This is a genomic window from Pseudomonas sp. LAIL14HWK12:I1 (assembly GCF_003202095.1).
Lineage (GTDB): Bacteria > Pseudomonadota > Gammaproteobacteria > Pseudomonadales > Pseudomonadaceae > Aquipseudomonas > Aquipseudomonas monteilii.
In genome coordinates, this window is sequence record NZ_QJKG01000004.1 from 395,924 (window position 1) to 413,357 (window position 17,434).

Genomic DNA, 17,434 nt, shown 5'->3' on the forward strand with positions numbered 1-17,434 from the left:
GGCCCTCAGCAGGGAGGCAACGTCAGATCAGGCGCCGTGGCACTTCTTGAACTTCTTCTCGCTACCGCATGGGCACGGGTCGTTACGGCCAACGTCCTTCAGGGCGTTGCGTACCGGCTCTTGGTGGCCGTGGTTGCAGTGCGGGCCGTGAACATGGCCATGGTCATGGTGGTGATCATGGTCGTGGTTGCAGTCAGGGCCATGAACGTGGGGTTGCTGGGACATTGCAGGGTTACTCCGGGATGTGATCGCCGGGGATTATCTCACCACTGCGCGATAAGTGCAGGTCCCGATGGATAAGCAGCCCGGTCGCCAGTTCGCCCTGCAGGGTGTAGTGCAGCGGTTGCTTGCTTCTGAGCAGCTTGGCCAGCGGCTTGAGGTGCTGCCACAGGTTGGTACGCGCGGTGATCTTGAAGGTACGCCGGGCATGCCCGCCCACGCTGCGCCATACGCTGGTTTCATCCTGCACCAGCAGCAGATCGTTCAGGCGCACGGCATACGAGAGGTTGCGGATGAACAGGCGGCTGTCATTGGGGTTGTCGACTTGCAGGTGCAGCACGAATTCCTGATCCAGCAACCTGGCCTTGACCGTTTCGACTTCGACCAGGCGCACCTCGGGTTCGCGCCAGTCTTCACCGCCCCAACTGCTGCAGCCCGCCAGCCATGCCATCAGTGTACCGAGCAGGAGCAGGCGGGCGCGGGCGTTCATGTTCAGCTCCCGACGTAACTGGCGCAGCATTTCTTGAACTTCTGCCCGCTGGCGCAGGGGCAGGGGTCGTTGCGCCCGGCCTTCAACCCGACCGTAGGGTCGATGAAGTACCAGCGCCCGGCATGCTGGACGAACGCCGAGCGTTCACGGTGCTGGTGGTCGCCCTCCTGGTCGTGCCAGCGTGCGGTAAAGGTGACAAAGCCGTGTTCCGGTTGGCCGCCGAGTACTTCAGCGCTTTCTACCTCCAGGCCCAGCCAGGTGCTCTGGGCGCTCCAGGCGGCCATGGCGGCGCGGTCCAGGTCGGCTTGTTGGGCGGGCAAAGTGGTGGCCACCAGGTAGTCGACCAGGCCCAGCACGTAGGCACTGTAGCGTGAGCGCATCAGCGCCTGGGCATCGGGTGCCGGGGTGCCGGCATGGTAATGCCCACAGCAGGCATCAAGCAGGTTGCCACTGCCACAGGGGCAGACCGAGACACTCATCATCACCACCAGTACTTGCCGAAGTTTTCAGGGTTGGCCCAGAACCTGGCATTGAGCCAGTCCGGGACCTGCTTGTAGTCATGTAGATCATAGGTGAACAGGCTCAATACCTGCTGGTCACGGCAGAATTTCTCGCTGGCCGACAGGGCCAGGGCGAAAAAGTCGGTGTCTTGCCAGCCGCAGGCGGCCAGATCGGCCAGCACGGCAACCCGGCTGGCATTGAGGTTGCGGATGCCGCCGAGCAGCTCCAGGCCCGTGCGTTTGGGCAGGTGCTCCAGGCAGTCCACCAGCACCGCCAGGTCAAAACGCTGGGCCGCAAGCTCGGCCGGAAGCGGGCCAGGGGCCGCTGTGGCGATGGTCACCTGCGGGTGTGCTTCGGCGAAGGCGTCGAGCGCCGGGAAACGTGTGCCCACCAGCAGCAGGCGTTGCGGGGTGAAGCGCTCCAGCAGGGCTGCCAAAGCCTGCTGCGGCGTACGTTGGGAGAAACCTTCGGTCATTGCCAATCCTCGTTCAAGTCGTCCAAGACTAGCGGGCCGCAGCCTGCGGGCAAAGAGGCATGTGACCGCGTCGTGGCTGATTGCTGGCAGGGTTGGAATGCGCGGTCTTTACTCCCAGAGATCGGCCTTATGCCGATTCCCCCTAGGAGAAGCAATGAAATGAGCATAGTACGCACAGCGATACCCCTGGTACTGCTCACCAGTGTGTTGACTGGTTGTGCAGGTTTGCAAAAAACCGACTGGCCGAAATGTGCCGCCGTCGGGGGTGTAGGCGGCGCCGCATTGGGCGCTATTGAAAGTTCCAGCTGGGCTGGCTGGGGCGCGTTGCTGGGCGGTGGCCTGGCGGCGGGTTACTGCTGGGCCCATGGAGATGGCGACGAGGATGGCGACGGCGTGCCGGACAGCCGTGACAAGTGCCCTGGCACCCCGCGTGGGGTGCAGGTCGATGCCAACGGGTGCCCGCCTGAGCCGGCAGCCGTGGTCGAGGAAGTGGTGGTGCAGAAAGAAGAGGTCATCGTCATTCGCGATGTGCACTTCGAATTCGACTCTGCGAAGCTGACCGCCCGCGATAAAGAGCGCCTCAACACCATTGCCACGCGCCTCAAGCAGGAAGCACCATCCGCCCGCCTGAGTGTCAGCGGCCACACCGACAGTGTCGGTTCCGACAGCTACAACCAGAAACTGTCCGAACGTCGTGCCCACTCGGTGACCGATTACCTGGTCGAGAGCGGCGTACCGCGCAGCAGCTTCGTTTCGGTGGTCGGTGCCGGTGAAACCCAACCGGTGGCTGACAATGCCACGGCCGAAGGGCGTGCGATGAACCGTCGTACCGAGATCAAGATCCAGCGGTAACACGGCATGCGCCCGTGCCTTGAGCAGTGGCACGGGCGCGTCTTGATGCCGGCCAGCCGTTTGTGGCCAAAGACACAGGAGCATTCAGCATGAGTGTGACGTCGAAGGCGGCACTGCCGCTGTTGGTGGCTGCCAGCCTGCTCGCAGGCTGCGCTACCCATAGCGATGGCAGCGCGCCCCTCAACCAAAGGACCTGGCCCATCTGCAGCCTGTTGGGCGGCTTGGTCGGTGGCGGCCTGGGCGCTATCGAAAGTTCTGCCTGGGCCGCAGGTGGCGGCGCCCTGGGCGCCATTACCGGGGGGCTGATCTGCTATGCCCAGGACGGTGACGAAGATGGCGACGGTATTTTCGACCGCCGCGATCGTTGCCCCGACACCCCAGCCAACACGGCGGTCGACCACATGGGTTGCCCGTTGAAGGTGTATCCGGCAGCCCCCCCTGCTACCGCACCCGAACCTGCACCTGAGGTGATCATCCTGGATGACAACGGCGCGGTGATGTTCGCCTTCGATTCCGCCGACCTGACCCCGGCGGCCCAGCAACGGCTGCAAGGCCTGGTGGCTAAGCTCAATTCCCCGACGGTAGCCAAGGTCGCCGTGGTCGGGCACACCGACAGCGTGGGCTCCGACACCTACAATCAGGCGCTTTCCGAGCGCCGTGCCAGCAGTGTTGCCGAATACCTTATCAGCCAGGGCCTGGAGCCCGGCAAGGTCACCAGCCAGGGGCGTGGGGAAAGCGAGCCGGTCACCGACAACGAAACCGAGGAGTGCCGCGCGCGCAACCGACGGGTGGAGCTGCACCTCAACTGAGCGGCGCTGGCGCCTGCCTTGGCATTGCAGTTAATGTGGGGTGCACGGCCCGCTCGATCGGGCCGTCTCGACATAACAACAATCGATAGGGGCGGGGTATGAAGTTCATCCTGGGCCTGGGCAAGGTCCTGACGGTCGCTTTCTGGGGTGTGGTGTTGTTCAATCAGTTGTTGCCACAACCTTTGCCCTTCAATCTGCTGATCAATGCCGCTGGTATTTTCCTGTTCGGCCTGCACCTGCTCGAAGTGCTGTTCTTCAATGGCAGCCTGCGTGGGCGCAGCCATCGCTGGTTCGACCGATTGCAGATCCTGTTGACGGGCATCTTCCATGTCATGTCCATTCCCCGTGCGCAGGAGGCGCCGCGAAATGCGTAATCTGATGTTGCTGGCCATGTTGGCCACTCCCCTGGCTCAGGCCGAAAGCCTGGAAGTCGCCGCCAATTCCATGCTGCGCCTGCCCGACAAGTCGGCCAGCGTGCACCTCACGCACTTGCGTGTCGCTGATTCGGCAACCCTGCTGCTGCCTGCCTCGCTTGCGGAATTGAAGGTCGACCAGCTGGAGCTGGGGCGTGATGCGCGTATCGCCATTGCACCTTCCGATAGCCCGTTGCTGATCGAGGCGCGCAGCGCCAGGTTGGGCGAAGGCAGTGAATTCAGTGCTCCAGGGGCTGCCGGGAGCTACCAGCGGGCAGCCCGCTCGGGCCGCAGTCTGGACCTGAAACTGGCTGAACTGGATGCCGAACGGGTGGCGATCGATGCCCGTGGCGGCGCCGGTGCGCCGGGGTACGTGGGGCTTGATGGTGCCAATGGCCAGGCAGGTGGTTGCACATGGGGCCAGGCCAGTCGCGGTGCCAATGGCGATAATGGCGGCAACGGGCACGACGGCGCCCCGGGTGGGCGCATTCGTCTGAGCCTGCCGCAAGGGTTCCCGCAGGAGCACATTGTGGCGCGTCTGGATGGCGGCGCCCCGGGGAAGGCCGGGGCGGCAGGCAAGGCGGGTAAAGGCGGGGCGAGTAAAGGTTGCCTGGTGTACAGCACCGACGCTGGGGCCAATGGCCGGCCGGGACAGCCGGGCCAACCTGGGTTGGCGGGGGCCGCTGGTGAGCTGATCCTGCAGCGCCTCTGAGCCACACCGCTCCTACAAGGGGCCGCGCAGGTCGTTAGATAATCAGCTGTCAGAGCATCAGTCGCGAACTGGCAACTGCAACGACCGCCAGGCCCAGCAGGAGGTTGATCCCCACCATGCGCCGAATCCGCCCCAGCACTGCCGCACCCGTCGGCCAGTCCTCGGCTTGCACCGCCGTCTTCAGCTCGGGCAACAGCAATGCCTGAATGCGCATGAACAAGGCAAACATGGCGATCCCTCCACCGATCATCACCTGCACATACTTCGGCGCAGTCTCGAAGCCGCTGAAGCGCATGTGCAACATGCCGATACCACTTATCGCCAAAATCGCTACAGCCACCCAGACCCAGCCGAAGAAGCGTCGGAAAACTTCCACCCACAGGCGCAGGCGCGCAGGCCCTTCAAGGGCTGCAACCGTTGCCGGGCGCAGCACCAGCCAGGCGAAGAACATGCCGCCGACCCATATCAGGGCAGCCAGGACATGCAGTGTGTAGGGCAGGGCAAAGGCAAGCATCCGGATCTCCATGCGGCATAATGGGCAATAGCGGGGTATGATAGCCGCCCCGTGTGAAACACTGAAAATATATCCAGCCCTTCGGGCGCCTGCAGACCATGATCAGCAACGAACTCAAAGCCACCATCCAGGGCGCCTATTCGCGTTTTCTCGAAGCCAAGAGCCTCAAGCCGCGCTATGGCCAGCGCCTGATGATCGCCGAAGTGGCCAAGGTGCTTGGCGACATCGCCTGCGACGATGAAGGCCGCCGTGCCGGGGAGCCTGCCGTGGTGGCAGTCGAGGCGGGCACCGGTACCGGCAAGACCGTGGCCTACAGCCTGGCAGCCATCCCGGCCGCCAAGGCCGCCGGCAAGCGCTTGGTAATCGCCACCGCGACCGTGGCCCTGCAGGAGCAGATCGTTTTCAAGGACCTGCCCGACCTGATGCGCAACAGCGGGCTCAACTTCAGCTTCGCCCTGGCCAAGGGCCGTGGCCGTTACCTGTGCCTGTCCAAGCTCGACATCCTGCTGCAGGAAGGCCATGCCCAGTCGGCCACCGCCCAGCTGTTCGAGGAAGAAGGCTTCCGCATCGAAGTCGACGAGCGCAGCCAGAAGCTGTTCAACAGCATGATCGAGAAGCTCGCTGGCAACCGCTGGGACGGTGACCGTGACAGCTGGCCCGAGGCCCTGGAAGACCAGGACTGGGCACGGCTGACCACCGACCACAGCCAGTGCACGGGCCGCCACTGCCCGAACTTCCAGCAGTGCGTGTTCTACAAGGCCCGCGAAGGCATGGGCAAGGTCGACGTGATCGTCACCAACCACGACATGGTGCTGGCCGACCTGGCCCTGGGCGGTGGCGCGGTGTTGCCCGACCCGCGCGATACCCTGTACGTGTTCGACGAAGGCCATCACCTGCCAGACAAGGCCATCGGCCATTTCGCCCATTATTCGCGCCTGCGTTCCACCGCCGACTGGCTGGAACAGACCGCCAAGAACCTGACCAAACTGTTGGCTCAGCACCCGTTGCCCGGTGACCTTGGCAAGTACATCGAGCAGGTGCCGGAGCTGGCGCGGGAAGTGCGTACCCAACAGCAGTTCATGTTCACCCTGTGCGAGCAGGTGGCAGACTTCCGCCCCAGCGAGGATACCGAAGGCCGCGAACGCCCGCGTTACCGCTTCGAGGGCGGTGTGGTGCCAGAGCAGATCCGCGAAGTGGGCATCGAACTGAAAAAGGGCTTTGCCCGCCTCAACGACCTGTTCACCCGCCTGGCCGACCTGCTCAAGGAGGGCATGGACGGCGAGGTCAATATCGGCATCGCCAGCCATCAGGCCGAGGAGTGGTACCCGCTGTTTGGCAGCCTGGTCACCCGTGCCCAAGGCAACTGGGAACTGTGGACGGCCTTTACCGCCGAGGACCCGGAAGACAGCCCGCCCATGGCTCGCTGGCTGACGCTGGCCGAGAGTGGCGCTCTGTTCGACATCGAAGTCAACGCCAGCCCCATCCTCGCTGCCGAAATGCTTCGCCGCAGCCTGTGGAGTGTTGCCCACGGCGCACTGGTCACGTCGGCGACGTTGACCGCGCTGGGCAAGTTCGACCGTTTCCGCATGCGCTCGGGGTTGCCGCGCGATGCCGTCACCTGCGTGGTGCCCAGCCCGTTCGTACATGGCGATGCCGGTCTGCTGCGGGTCCCCGACCTGCAGGCCGACCCCCGCGATGCGGCGGCGCATACGGCGGCGATCATTCGTGAGCTGCCAAACATCGTCGAGGATGCCCGTGGCGCGCTGGTGCTGTTCTCGTCACGCAAGCAAATGCAGGATGTGTTCGACGGCCTGGACCGTGACTGGCGCAAGCTGGTGCTGATCCAGGGCAACCTGTCCAAGCAGGAAACCCTGAACAAGCACAAGGCGCGGGTCGATGATGGCCAGCACAGCGTGTTGTTCGGCCTGGCCAGCTTTGCTGAAGGTGTCGACCTGCCAGGTGCGTACTGCGAGCATGTGGTCATCGCCAAAATACCTTTCTCCGTGCCCGACGACCCGGTGGAAGCCGCTTTGTCGGAGTGGATCGAGGCTCGCGGGGGCAACCCGTTCATGGAAATTGCCGTGCCCGACGCCTCGTTGAAGTTGATCCAGGCCTGTGGCCGCCTGCTGCGTACCGAGCAGGATCGCGGCGTCATCACCTTGCTCGACCGGCGCCTGGTCACCCAGCGCTACGGCAAGGCTATTCTCAATGCGCTGCCGCCGTTCCGGCGGGAGATTTCCTGACCGCCGGAGCACTTGCTCCGGCGCGTTGTCCATTACTCAGTCTTGGGCCATGACGGCCCTGAAGGAGAGCCCCAGCCTTATGGTCCGCCGTACCCTGCCCGCCGTTTTCGCCCTGTTGTTCAGCTCGCCCTTGCTGGCCGGGCAGCAGACGCTGTTCAGCTTCGTGCGCCCGGCCTCGGTGGTCAACGTGGCGACCGAAGATGCAGGCATGCCGCAGTACAACGCGGAGCAAACGGCCGAGGGCGAGGTGCTGCGACGTGTGGTGTTCAACCCGGCCCCGCGACCGACTTTGCGCCTGAGCCCGCAAGGCGGGGTGTGGGACTGGTCTGCCGGGCAGTTCCTCACCTTGCGTCTGCAAAGTGCCATGGACTGGGCGCTGACGGTTGATGTTACGGTGCAAGGCAGCGATGGCCGCACCTTGACCAGCCGCATCGACCTGCCAGCCGGCCCTGCGCAAACCGTGATGGTGCCACTGACAGCCAGCTCGCCGTTGAGCCAGGGCATGCGCGCCGGCCCTCCCATGCCCTGGAACCATGGCGGCCAGCGCCTGCTACTGACCAGCAGCGCTGGTGCGGTTGACCTCAAGCAGGTGACCGCGGTCAGCCTGAGCATCCCCAACCCCAAGGTGGCGCAGAACCTGCTGATCGAACGGGTGGGCATCCAGGATGACGACCAGGCCTACCAGGCGGCTTACCGCGAGCTGATCGATGCCTACGGCCAGTCCACCCGCGCCAACTGGCCAGAGAAGGTCGCCAATGACGATCAACTCAAGGCGGCCGATAAGCGCGAGCAGCAACAGCTCAAGGGCTGGCTGGCTGAGCGTGACAAGCAGCAACTGGACAGCTACGGCGGGCTTGTTGCCGGGCCGGCGTTCGAGGCCAAAGGGTTCTTCCGTACCGAAAAGCGTGATGGCCGCTGGTACCTGGTAACGCCCGAGGGGCACCCGTTCTACTCCCTGGGGGTGAATGCGGTAGCTGCAGACGGCGGGCGTACTTACGTCGCCGGCCGTGAAGGCATGTTCAAGGCATTGCCGGGTGAGGGCGAGGCATTGGCGGCATTCTATGGCGAAGGCAACAACGACGATGGCAATGCCTCGTCGCAAGGGCGCAGTTTCAAGCAAGGGCGCTGGTTCGACTTCTATGCTGCCAACCTGCAGCGTACCTACGGTAAACCCTGCTCGCCGGCCTTGGAAGGGCAGCCAGCCAGCTGCCCGCCGCTGGTACTGGATGCTGCCCGCTGGCAGGCGCATGCGCTCGACCGGTTGCAGGCCTGGGGGTTCAACACGATCGGCAACTGGAGCGAGCCTGCCCTGGGCCAGGCCAAGCGGATGCCCTACACCTTGCCGCTGTCGATCGTGGGAGACTACGCCAGTATCAGCACCGGCATGGACTGGTGGGGCAGTATGCCCGACCCGTTCGACCCACGTTTTGCCATGGCTACAGAGCGCGCCGTGGCCATTGCCGCCCGCGATCACCGCGACGACCCTTGGCTGATCGGCTATTTTGCCGACAACGAGTTGGCCTGGGCTGCCCCCGGTAACGACCCCAAAGCCCGCTATGGCCTGGCCTATGGCACCTTGCGCCTGACCACCGACGTACCGGCCAAGCGCGCCTTCCTCAAGCAGTTGCGCGACAAGTACCGTAACCAGGAGGGGCTGTCCAGGGCCTGGGGCATCGAACTGACCGCCTGGGAGCTGATGGAAGACCCTGGCTTCGAGGCACCGTTGCCCAACCCGGAACACCCGGAAATCGAGCGCGACTACCAGCACTTCCAGCAGGTGTTCGCCGAGACTTACTTCAAGACCATTGCCGACTCATTGAAATGGCATGCCCCCAATCACCTGCTGCTGGGGGGCCGCTATGCGGTCAGCACGCCGGAGGCGGTCAAGGCCTGTGCCGAGTTCTGCGATGTGCTCAGCTTCAACTTCTATACCCTCAAGCCGCAGGACGGCTATGACTTCGCGCGCCTGGCCGAGCTGGACAAGCCGGTGCTGGTGTCCGAGTTCCAGTTCGGTTCGCGCGATCGCGGGCCGTTCTGGCCTGGGCCGCTGGAGGTGGCGCGGGAAGAAGACCGTGGCCCGGCTTATGGCAACTTCCTCAAGGCGGCCCTGGCGCAGCCGATGATCGTGGGTGCTCACTGGTTCCAGTACCTCGATCAGCCAGCTAGCGGCCGCCTGCTCGACGGCGAGAATGGGCACCTGGGGCTGGTCGCGATTACGGATATGCCCTACCCAGGGTTTGTCGACGCTGTGCGCAAGAGCAACCTGCAGGCCGTGAGCCAACTGCGTACCCAGCTGGAAAAGCCGGCGCCTTGAGTGAGGTTACCGTTCGTCGCGACCATTTGGCCCAAGCCAGTTTGCAAAACACTTAACTACTGAAACAATGCACACCTTTTTTGAACATGGTCGTACGGGGTACAGCGGGTGCAGATCCAGGGTCACTATGAGCTGAAGTTCGAAGCCGTGCGCGAAGCCTTTGCCGCGCTGTTCGATGATCCCCAGGAGCGTGGCGCCGCGCTGTGCATCCAGGTTGGTGGCGAAACCGTCATCGATCTGTGGGCCGGCAGCGCCGACAAGGATGGGCAGCACGCTTGGCATAGCGACACCATCGCCAACCTGTTCTCCTGTACCAAGACCTTCACTGCCGTCACTGCCCTGCAACTGGTGGGGGAGGGTAAGCTGGCCCTCGATGCGCCAGTGGCCAAATACTGGCCAGAGTTTGCCCAAGCGGGTAAACAGTCGATCACCCTGCGCCAACTGCTTAGCCACCGTGCCGGCCTGCCGGCCATCCGTGAACTGCTGCCAGCCGAAGCCCTGTATGACTGGCAGATCATGGTGGATGCCCTGGCGGCCGAGAAACCTTGGTGGGCTCCAGGTACGGAACACGGCTATGCAGCCATCACCTACGGCTGGCTGATCGGTGAACTGATCCGTCGAGCCGATGGCCGTGGCCCTGGCGACTCGATCGTGGCCCGTACCGCCCGCCCGCTTGGGCTGGACTTCCATGTTGGCCTGGCAGATGAAGAGTTCCACCGCGTCGCGCATATCGCCCGTGGCAAGGGCAACCCCGGGGATGCCGCCGCGCAGCGCCTGTTGCAGGTGACCATGCGTGAGCCCGAGGCGTTGTCGACCCGTGCCTTCACCAACCCGCCAGCCATCCTGACCAGCACCAACAAGCCGGAATGGCGGCGCATGCAGCAGCCAGCGGCCAATGGCCATGGCAATGCACGCAGCCTGGCGGGTTTCTATGCCGGGCTGCTGGACGGCAGCCTGCTAGAGTCCGAACTGCTCGATGAACTGACCCGTGAACACAGCCTGGGCCAGGACCGTACCTTGCTCACCCAGACCCGTTTCGGCCTCGGCTGTATGCTCGACCAGCCCGATGTGGCCAATGCCACATTCGGCCTCGGCGCACGTGCCTTTGGCCACCCCGGTGCCGGTGGCTCGGTCGGTTTTGCCGACCCGGAGCATGATGTGGCGTTCGGCTTCGTGGTCAATACCCTCGGCCCTTATGTGCTGATGGACCCACGAGCCCAGAAGCTGGTGCGTGTCCTTGCCAGTTGCCTTTGATCGGGTAATGCGGGTATTGCCCCAGCCCTTTGACTATCCTCAATGCCAACGCCTTATGTGTATAGGCAAAATTTCTTTTAATTTCATGGTGTATCGCTGATGTCTTCACATAAAACCTTAGCACTCGCCCTGTGCCTGACCGCTGTTACCGGCTGTGCCAGCCACTCTCCGGAAGGCTCCAAGGCAGGTGGCTCCAGCTGGTGGCCTTTCGGTTCGGACAAGGTTGCCGAGCAGGAAGTGAAGGCAGCCGTCACTGAAAACGTGGCCAAAGCCGATGCCAAGTCTGAAAGCGCCAGCCGCTGGTGGTGGCCGTTCGGTGGTGATGACAAGCAAGCCAAAGGGCCTGTGGTGCCGAAGATCGACCAGAAGGCCACCCAGGCCTGGCTGGACGAGTACGAGCCCAAGCTGCGCGAAGCCATCAAGGACAGCAAGCTGGAGCTGGAGCGTCGCGACAACGTGCTGGCGGTAACCCTGCCGGTAGACAGCTCGTACAACCCTGACCGCCCGAACATGCTGCTGCCCATGACGCTCGGCCCGATCACCCGAGTGGCCAAGGCCGTCGAAGGTGACCCGAAAACTGCCGTGCTGGTGCTCGGCCACGCCGACAGCAGCGGTGTTGCAGCTGCCAACCAGAAGCTCAGCCTGGAGCGCGCCGCGTCGGTATCGGCCATTTTCCGCCTCAGCGGCCTGCAGCGTGACCGCCTGACCCTCAAGGGCATGGGCTCGGTGATGCCGCGTGCCGCCAACGACAGCGCCGAAGGCCGTTCCCTGAACCGCCGTGTTGAAATGTTGCTGACCCCTCAGAACACCATGGTCGCACTGCTGGCCAAATATCAGCAGGCCGGCCCGGCACCTGCGCCGGCTTCGATGGTTGCGGTTCAGGATGCCAAGGCACCAGCTGCCAAGGCCGCCGACAGCAAGCCAGCAGCGAAGAAGCCAGTGGCGAAAAAACCAGCAGCGAAGGCCAAGGCTCCAGCCAAGACCACCGCCAAGAAAAAAGCCGCGCCGGCCAAGCCTGCCGCCAAGAAAGCTACCACTGACAAGAAAGTAGCTGCCAACAGCCCTGCGAAGACCAACTGATCGTCAAGGAACGCAGCAATGACCCAATCCCTGGCCGATATGCGCCGCGACTACACCCGTGATGGCTTGGCCGAAGCCCAGGCTCCGGGTGAGCCGTTCGCCCTGTTTCACCAGTGGTTTGCCGATGCGGTGAAAACCGAGCAGGTACCGGTGGAAGCCAACGCCATGACCCTGGCCACTGTCGATGGCGAAGGCCGCCCGCATTGCCGTGTGCTGCTGCTGAAGGGGCTCGACACGCGTGGTTTTACCTTCTTCACCAACTACGAAAGCGCCAAGGGCCAGCAGCTGCAGGCCAACCCCTTCGCAGCCATGACCTTCTTCTGGCCGGCGCTGGAGCGCCAGGTGCGTATTGAGGGGCTGGTGGAAAAGGTCTCGGCCAAGGAGTCGGACGACTACTACCAGGTGCGCCCGCTGGGCAGCCGCCTGGGGGCCTGGGCTTCGCCGCAGAGCCGGGTGATTGCTGGGCGTGAAGAACTGGAGGGGCTGGTCAAGGCGACTGAGGCGCGCTTCTCGGACACCCAGCCACATTGCCCTGAGCATTGGGGTGGGTACCGTTTGCTGCCTGAGCGCATCGAGTTCTGGCAGGGCCGGGCGAGCCGCTTGCATGACCGGCTGAACTATCGGCTGGTTGATGGGCAATGGCAGCGCGAGCGTCTGGCACCCTGAAAACGTTGGGGCCGCAAAGCGGCCCCAATATTCGACCAGAGGCTACCCCACATACCCCGCAGCCTCCCGCTCCAACCACCCTGCCAACTGCTTGCGCCCCACCTTTTCCACCCGTGCTTGCTCCAGCCGCTGCAGCATATACGCGCGCTTCCCCGCATCCGTCCCCGCCAATGACAACGCCAGGTCACGGTCCATCCAGCGGCGCATGCGCACATACAACCACCCGTGAAAATACAGCCCTGCAACGGTGGTGACCACGACGATGAAGTAATCCATGGCTATCCTTGGTCTCACTTGAAAGGCCTTCGACACAGCCTGGCAGGCTGTACCCCGGCTGAATGAAAACAATTTTATTACGTTTGTACCGTGACAGCCGTCAATGTGCAGCGTCTAATGAGCACCTGACTTATGGAGACTTTACCCATGCGTAAATCCGCTTTGCTGGTGGCGACTTTTACCACCTTGTCGCTGCTGCTGGGGGGCTGTGCCTCGAGCCTGACCGGTGATAGCTACTCCCGTGACGAAGCCCGCCGCGTGCAAACCGTGCGCATGGGCACCATCGAATCCCTGCGCCCGGTCAAGATCGAGGGTACCAAGACCCCGATCGGTGGCGGCGCTGGCGCCATCGTGGGTGGCGTTGCCGGTAGTGCCGTAGGCGGTGGCCGTGGCAGCATCGTGGCAGCTGTTATCGGTGCTGTTGCCGGCGGCCTGGCCGGGTCCGCTGCCGAGGAAGGGCTGACGCGCACCCAAGGCGTCGAGATCACCGTACGTGAGGACGATGGCAGCATGCGCGCCTACGTTCAGGCCGTGCAGGAGAACGAAATCTTCCGCGTGGGCGACCGTGTACGCATCATGACCGTTGACGGTACCAGCCGCGTTTCGCACTGATCGCCGTACGGTAAAACAAAACCCCGACATGGCACCTGCCAGTCGGGGTTTTTTCATGCGTCAGCCAACTCAGCCTGCGTGGGTTTTGCGGCTGGCCATGGCGGTGACGGCATAGCCGATCACTGCGGCGAAGAACGAGCCGGTAAGAATACCCATGCGGTCCATGCCGGCGTATTCGCTGCTACCCGGCACAAAGGCGAGCGAGCCAACGAACAGGCTCATGGTAAAGCCAATGCCGCAGAGTATCGCAACCCCCAGCAATTGCCCCCAGCCGGCCCCTGCAGGCAGCGCGGCCAGTCTTAGCTTGACGGCCACCCATGTCAGGCCGAAAACCCCCACGGTCTTGCCCAGCAGCAGGCCGACCGCGATGCCCATCGGCACGGGGTGAGTGAAGCTTTCTAGGGTCATGCCTGCCAGCGAGACACCGGCGTTGGCGAAGGCGAACAGCGGCAGGATGGCGTAGGCTACCCACGGGTGCAGGGCATGTTCGAGGGCCAGCAGCGGCGAAGTTTCGGCGTTACGTGTGCGCAATGGAATGCACAAGGCCAGGGCGACACCCGCCAGCGTGGCATGCACGCCACTTTTGAGCACACAGACCCACAGGATCAGGCCAACGACCATGTACGGCCCAAGTTTGACCACGCCAAGCCGGTTCATCGCCACCAGCACCACCAGGCAGGCCGCAGCCAGCAGCAGCGACACGCTCGACAGGGTGCCGGAATAGAACAGGGCGATGACGATGATTGCACCCAGGTCGTCGATGATCGCCAGGGTCATCAGGAACAGCTTCAGCGACACCGGCACGCGCTTGCCCAGCAAGGCCAGTACGCCGAGGGCAAAGGCGATGTCGGTAGCGGTGGGGATCGCCCATCCGGCAACGGCGGCAGGGTCTTCGCGGTTGATGAACCAGTAGATTAGCGCGGGTACCACCATGCCGCCGATAGCGGCCGTGGCAGGAAGCACGATCTGCGAAGGTTTGGACAGATGGCCGTTGACCACCTCGCGTTTGACCTCAAGGCCGATCAGCAGGAAGAACAGCGCCATCAGGCCATCGTTGATCCACAGCAGCAACGGCTTGGCGATGTTCAGCGCGCCGACCTGAACGGCGACGGGAACGTCGAGCAGGCCGCTGTACAGGTAGGATAGCGGTGAGTTGTTGATGATCAGTGCCAGTACGGCGGCGGCGATCAGCAGCAGGCCGCTGGCGGCTTCAAGCTGGAAGAAACGGGTGAACAGGCTACGCACGGGCTATAGGCTCTCCATGAGCAGTTTACGAATGGAACGGGCGTACACCCTAGCCTGTGGCTATATACTTTAAAACAAAAACAATATTCGTTTTTGTTATATGGTGCTGCTGACAGGCCTGGGGGAAGCCTAGATGGAAGTGAGGAAGGAGGGGGGAGGGGAAGCCTGATGTTGAGGGTGGATTATTCTGATGCCTGCCAGCGCCTTTTCGCGGGTAACCCGCGAAAGGGCGCTGGCAGGCAAACCAGCATCAGAGGCCGAGCATATCCCGCGCCACCGCCTCGGCAATGCGAATGCCATCGACACCCGCCGACAGAATCCCGCCCGCATACCCGGCCCCTTCACCCGCCGGGAACAGCCCCTTCAGGTTCAGGCTCTGGTAATCCTCACCCCGGGTAATCCGCAGTGGCGACGAAGTGCGCGTCTCGATCCCGGTCAATACGGCATCGTGCAGGTTGTAGCCTTTGATCTGCCGATCGAACGCCGGCAACGCTTCACGAATTGCTTCGATGGCAAAGTCCGGCAGGCTTGGCGCCAGGTCGCCCAGGGTCACGCCCGGCTTGTAGGACGGCTCGACACTGCCCAGCGCGGTCGAGGGCCGGCCAGCTACAAAGTCGCCTACCAATTGCGCAGGCGCCTGGTAGTTGCTGCCCCCCATCACATAGGCATGGGCTTCCAGGCGCTCTTGCAGCTCGATACCGGCCAGCGGGCCACCCGGATAATCTCGCTCCGGGTCGATGCCGACGACGATGCCGGAGTTGGCGTTGCGCTCGTTACGCGAGTACTGGCTCATGCCGTTGGTCACCACCCGGCCCGGTTCGCTGGTAGCCGCAACCACGGTGCCGCCCGGGCACATGCAGAAGCTGTACACCGAACGGCCGTTCTTGGCGTGGTACACCAGCTTGTAGTCGGCAGCGCCCAGTTTCGGGTGGCCGGCGTACTTGCCCAGGCGCGCCTTGTCGATCAGCGTTTGCGGGTGCTCGATACGGAAACCGACCGAGAATGGCTTGGCTTCCATGTACACGCCTTTGGCGTGCAGCATGCGGAAGGTGTCGCGGGCGCTGTGGCCCAACGCCAGGACCACATGGCGCGAATGCAGCTGCTCGCCGCTCTCCAGGACCACGCCGGTCAGCTGGCCGTCTTCGACCAACAGGTCGGTCACCTTCTGCTGGAAGCGTACTTCGGCACCCAGGGCGATCATGTCCTGACGCATCTGCTCGACCATGCCGGTGAGGCGGAAGGTACCGATGTGCGGTTTGTTGATGTACAGGATCTCGTCGGGCGCACCGGCCTTGACGAACTCCTCCAGCACTTTGCGGCCGTGGTGCTGCGGGTCCTTGATCTGGCTGTACAGCTTGCCGTCAGAGAAGGTGCCGGCGCCGCCTTCGCCGAACTGCACATTGGACTCGGGGTTGAGTACGCTTTTGCGCCACAGGCCCCAGGTATCCTTGGTGCGCTGGCGTACTTCCTTGCCACGTTCAAGGATGATCGGCTTGAAGCCCATCTGTGCCAGCAGCAGGCCGGCGAAGATGCCGCAGGGGCCGAAACCGACCACGATCGGGCGTTCCTGCAGGCCTGCCGGGGCCTGGCCGACGAACTTGTAGGTGATGTCCGGCGCTGGGCCGATGTTGCGATCGTCGGCGAACTTGCTGAGCAGTTCGGCTTCGTTGCTGGCTTCCAGGTCGATGGTGTAGATGAACAGCAGTTCGCTGTTCTTCTTGCGCGCATCGTAGCTGCGCTTGAACAGGTTGAAGCTGAGCAGTTGCTCGTCGCGGATGCCCAGGCGCTGGACGATGGCTTCACGCAGGGCTTCGTCGGGATGGTCCAGGGGCAGCTTCAGTTCGGTGATTCGTAGCATGGCAGGGTCCAGTATCCCGGCCATGGGCGGCCGGCGGCTTTACACAAACCGCCAAGTATAAGCTGTTAGCCGCCCCGAACGGCAGGATAAAAGCGCCCGGCGATCAGTTGTCGCGTGCGCCGCCGTAGTAACCGCAGCCCTGCAGGGTCTTGCCGTCGATGCGCAGCTCGGCACGCAGGTGGTGGATGGCACCGGTGGCGTTGTCTACACAGCGCTGCGGTGCGACCCACAGTTCCACATGCTGGTTGTTGGCTTCGCTGGTCAGGGTCAGGCCGCCGCCGGGTACTTCTTCTTCGAGGAAGGGCAGGGGTAGGGGCTCCTGGCCGACACGGTTGAGCACCATGCCCTTGCCACTGGCCTTGATGTCCCACTCCGGTTCGTGGCCATTGGCGCGCAGGGTCAGCTGCTTGAAGTTGGGGTCGTCACAAGCGCGGGTGGAAGGTTCCAGGCGGTACAGGCGGCGCACTTCCAGCTGACCATCATTGTTGGCCTGCTTGCTCCCGGTAAGGCGCCCACGCACGTCGGCGAACAGCTTGTCGTTGGCGTCCTTGGCGAGGTTGGCGGCCTCTTGCAGGATGCCCGTCGCACCGACGTCGTTGATCACGAAGGTGCGGTTTTCGCTGCATGGCTTGAACAGCAACTGGCCACCGGCGGCACGCAGTTCGCCCTGCATGCGCGTGGTGCCGATGTTCGGGTCGGTTGGCGGGCTCGCCATCAGTTGGCAGCCGGCGAACAGGGGCAGCAGGGCGGTGAGCAGCAGGGTGGGGGTGAGGCGCATGGGGCGGGCTCCGGGGAATCTTTGCCGTGAAAGCTGGCCACGTTACTCAGGCTGGCGCGGGATCACAAGTTAATGGTTGCCCGTACCGGCCCTATCGCCGGCACAGGCATTACATTTCTGGCA

Annotated in this window: 19 protein-coding genes; 10 read left to right on the forward strand and 9 right to left on the reverse strand. The window is 63.5% G+C overall.

Features of this window, described 5'->3' with window-relative positions; all coding sequences use genetic code 11:
• Positions 1-27: 27 nt before the first annotated feature.
• The 4 genes from D906_RS13790 to D906_RS13805 are packed head-to-tail and all read right to left on the reverse strand — an operon-like array spanning position 28 to position 1,685.
• Entirely contained in the window at positions 28-225 is a 198-nt protein-coding gene (locus D906_RS13790; RefSeq protein ID WP_009684590.1) for an SEC-C metal-binding domain-containing protein, read from the reverse strand.
• Positions 226-232: 7 nt separating this feature from the next.
• A complete protein-coding gene (locus D906_RS13795) occupies positions 233-709 on the reverse strand; it encodes an LEA type 2 family protein (protein WP_027615422.1) in 477 nt (158 codons plus the stop codon).
• Between the two features lie 2 nt (positions 710-711).
• A complete protein-coding gene (locus D906_RS13800) occupies positions 712-1,188 on the reverse strand; it encodes a YchJ family protein (RefSeq protein ID WP_025754557.1) in 477 nt (158 codons plus the stop codon).
• 2 nt (positions 1,189-1,190) lie between these two features.
• Entirely contained in the window at positions 1,191-1,685 is a 495-nt protein-coding gene (locus D906_RS13805; protein ID WP_016713780.1) for a DUF6231 family protein, read from the reverse strand.
• Between the two features lie 159 nt (positions 1,686-1,844).
• Between D906_RS13805 and D906_RS13810 the strand changes: the two genes are divergently transcribed.
• The 4 genes from D906_RS13810 to D906_RS13825 all read left to right on the forward strand — a co-directional run bounded on the left by D906_RS13810 (position 1,845) and on the right by D906_RS13825 (position 4,471).
• Positions 1,845-2,537, forward strand: coding sequence for an OmpA family protein (locus D906_RS13810; RefSeq protein ID WP_016713781.1), 693 nt, complete (start codon positions 1,845-1,847; stop codon positions 2,535-2,537).
• Positions 2,538-2,626: 89 nt separating this feature from the next.
• A complete protein-coding gene (locus D906_RS13815) occupies positions 2,627-3,346 on the forward strand; it encodes an OmpA family protein (protein WP_027615423.1) in 720 nt (239 codons plus the stop codon).
• A gap of 98 nt (positions 3,347-3,444) precedes the next feature.
• Positions 3,445-3,720, forward strand: a complete 276-nt coding sequence (locus D906_RS13820) for a DUF1145 domain-containing protein (RefSeq protein WP_016713783.1) — start codon at positions 3,445-3,447, stop codon at positions 3,718-3,720.
• Positions 3,713-4,471 (forward strand): hypothetical protein, encoded by a 759-nt coding sequence (locus D906_RS13825; RefSeq protein WP_019096577.1) that lies wholly within the window; start codon positions 3,713-3,715, stop codon positions 4,469-4,471. The genes D906_RS13820 and D906_RS13825 overlap by 8 nt, the downstream gene beginning before the upstream one ends.
• A gap of 49 nt (positions 4,472-4,520) precedes the next feature.
• On the opposite strand, the gene D906_RS13830 is transcribed toward D906_RS13825, so the two are convergent.
• Entirely contained in the window at positions 4,521-4,985 is a 465-nt protein-coding gene (locus tag D906_RS13830; RefSeq protein WP_016713785.1) for a CopD family protein, read from the reverse strand.
• Positions 4,986-5,083: 98 nt separating this feature from the next.
• Here D906_RS13830 and dinG point away from each other — a divergent pair, with 98 nt between their 5' ends.
• From dinG to pdxH, 5 genes are all read left to right on the forward strand, one after another.
• Positions 5,084-7,228 carry an ATP-dependent DNA helicase DinG gene (gene dinG / locus D906_RS13835; RefSeq protein WP_019096578.1) on the forward strand — a complete coding sequence of 715 codons (2,145 nt, stop codon included), beginning with the start codon at positions 5,084-5,086 and terminating at the stop codon, positions 7,226-7,228.
• 79 nt (positions 7,229-7,307) lie between these two features.
• Positions 7,308-9,542 carry a beta-galactosidase gene (locus D906_RS13840; protein ID WP_027615424.1) on the forward strand — a complete coding sequence of 745 codons (2,235 nt, stop codon included), beginning with the start codon at positions 7,308-7,310 and terminating at the stop codon, positions 9,540-9,542.
• A 108-nt stretch (positions 9,543-9,650) separates the two neighbouring features.
• The gene (locus tag D906_RS13845; RefSeq protein WP_027615425.1) at positions 9,651-10,796 is read left to right on the forward strand and encodes an EstA family serine hydrolase; all 1,146 of its coding nucleotides are present in this window, start codon (positions 9,651-9,653) and stop codon (positions 10,794-10,796) included.
• Between the two features lie 99 nt (positions 10,797-10,895).
• Entirely contained in the window at positions 10,896-11,876 is a 981-nt protein-coding gene (locus D906_RS13850; RefSeq protein ID WP_016713789.1) for an OmpA family protein, read from the forward strand.
• Between the two features lie 18 nt (positions 11,877-11,894).
• Entirely contained in the window at positions 11,895-12,542 is a 648-nt protein-coding gene (gene pdxH / locus D906_RS13855) for a pyridoxamine 5'-phosphate oxidase (RefSeq protein WP_019096581.1), read from the forward strand.
• Between the two features lie 42 nt (positions 12,543-12,584).
• On the opposite strand, the gene D906_RS13860 is transcribed toward pdxH, so the two are convergent.
• A complete protein-coding gene (locus tag D906_RS13860) occupies positions 12,585-12,818 on the reverse strand; it encodes a hypothetical protein (protein ID WP_019096582.1) in 234 nt (77 codons plus the stop codon).
• Between the two features lie 147 nt (positions 12,819-12,965).
• Between D906_RS13860 and D906_RS13865 the strand changes: the two genes are divergently transcribed.
• Positions 12,966-13,430: a glycine zipper 2TM domain-containing protein gene (locus tag D906_RS13865; protein WP_019096583.1), complete on the forward strand. Its 465-nt coding sequence runs from the start codon at positions 12,966-12,968 to the stop codon at positions 13,428-13,430.
• 69 nt (positions 13,431-13,499) lie between these two features.
• Here D906_RS13865 and nhaA read toward each other — a convergent pair whose 3' ends face one another.
• The 3 genes from nhaA to D906_RS13880 all read right to left on the reverse strand — a co-directional run bounded on the left by nhaA (position 13,500) and on the right by D906_RS13880 (position 17,311).
• Entirely contained in the window at positions 13,500-14,675 is a 1,176-nt protein-coding gene (nhaA, locus tag D906_RS13870; RefSeq protein ID WP_019096584.1) for a Na+/H+ antiporter NhaA, read from the reverse strand.
• Positions 14,676-14,925: 250 nt separating this feature from the next.
• Positions 14,926-16,533, reverse strand: a complete 1,608-nt coding sequence (locus tag D906_RS13875; protein ID WP_019096585.1) for an NAD(P)/FAD-dependent oxidoreductase — start codon at positions 16,531-16,533, stop codon at positions 14,926-14,928.
• A gap of 103 nt (positions 16,534-16,636) precedes the next feature.
• Positions 16,637-17,311, reverse strand: a complete 675-nt coding sequence (locus tag D906_RS13880) for a COG3650 family protein (protein WP_016713794.1) — start codon at positions 17,309-17,311, stop codon at positions 16,637-16,639.
• Positions 17,312-17,434: the final 123 nt, after the last annotated feature.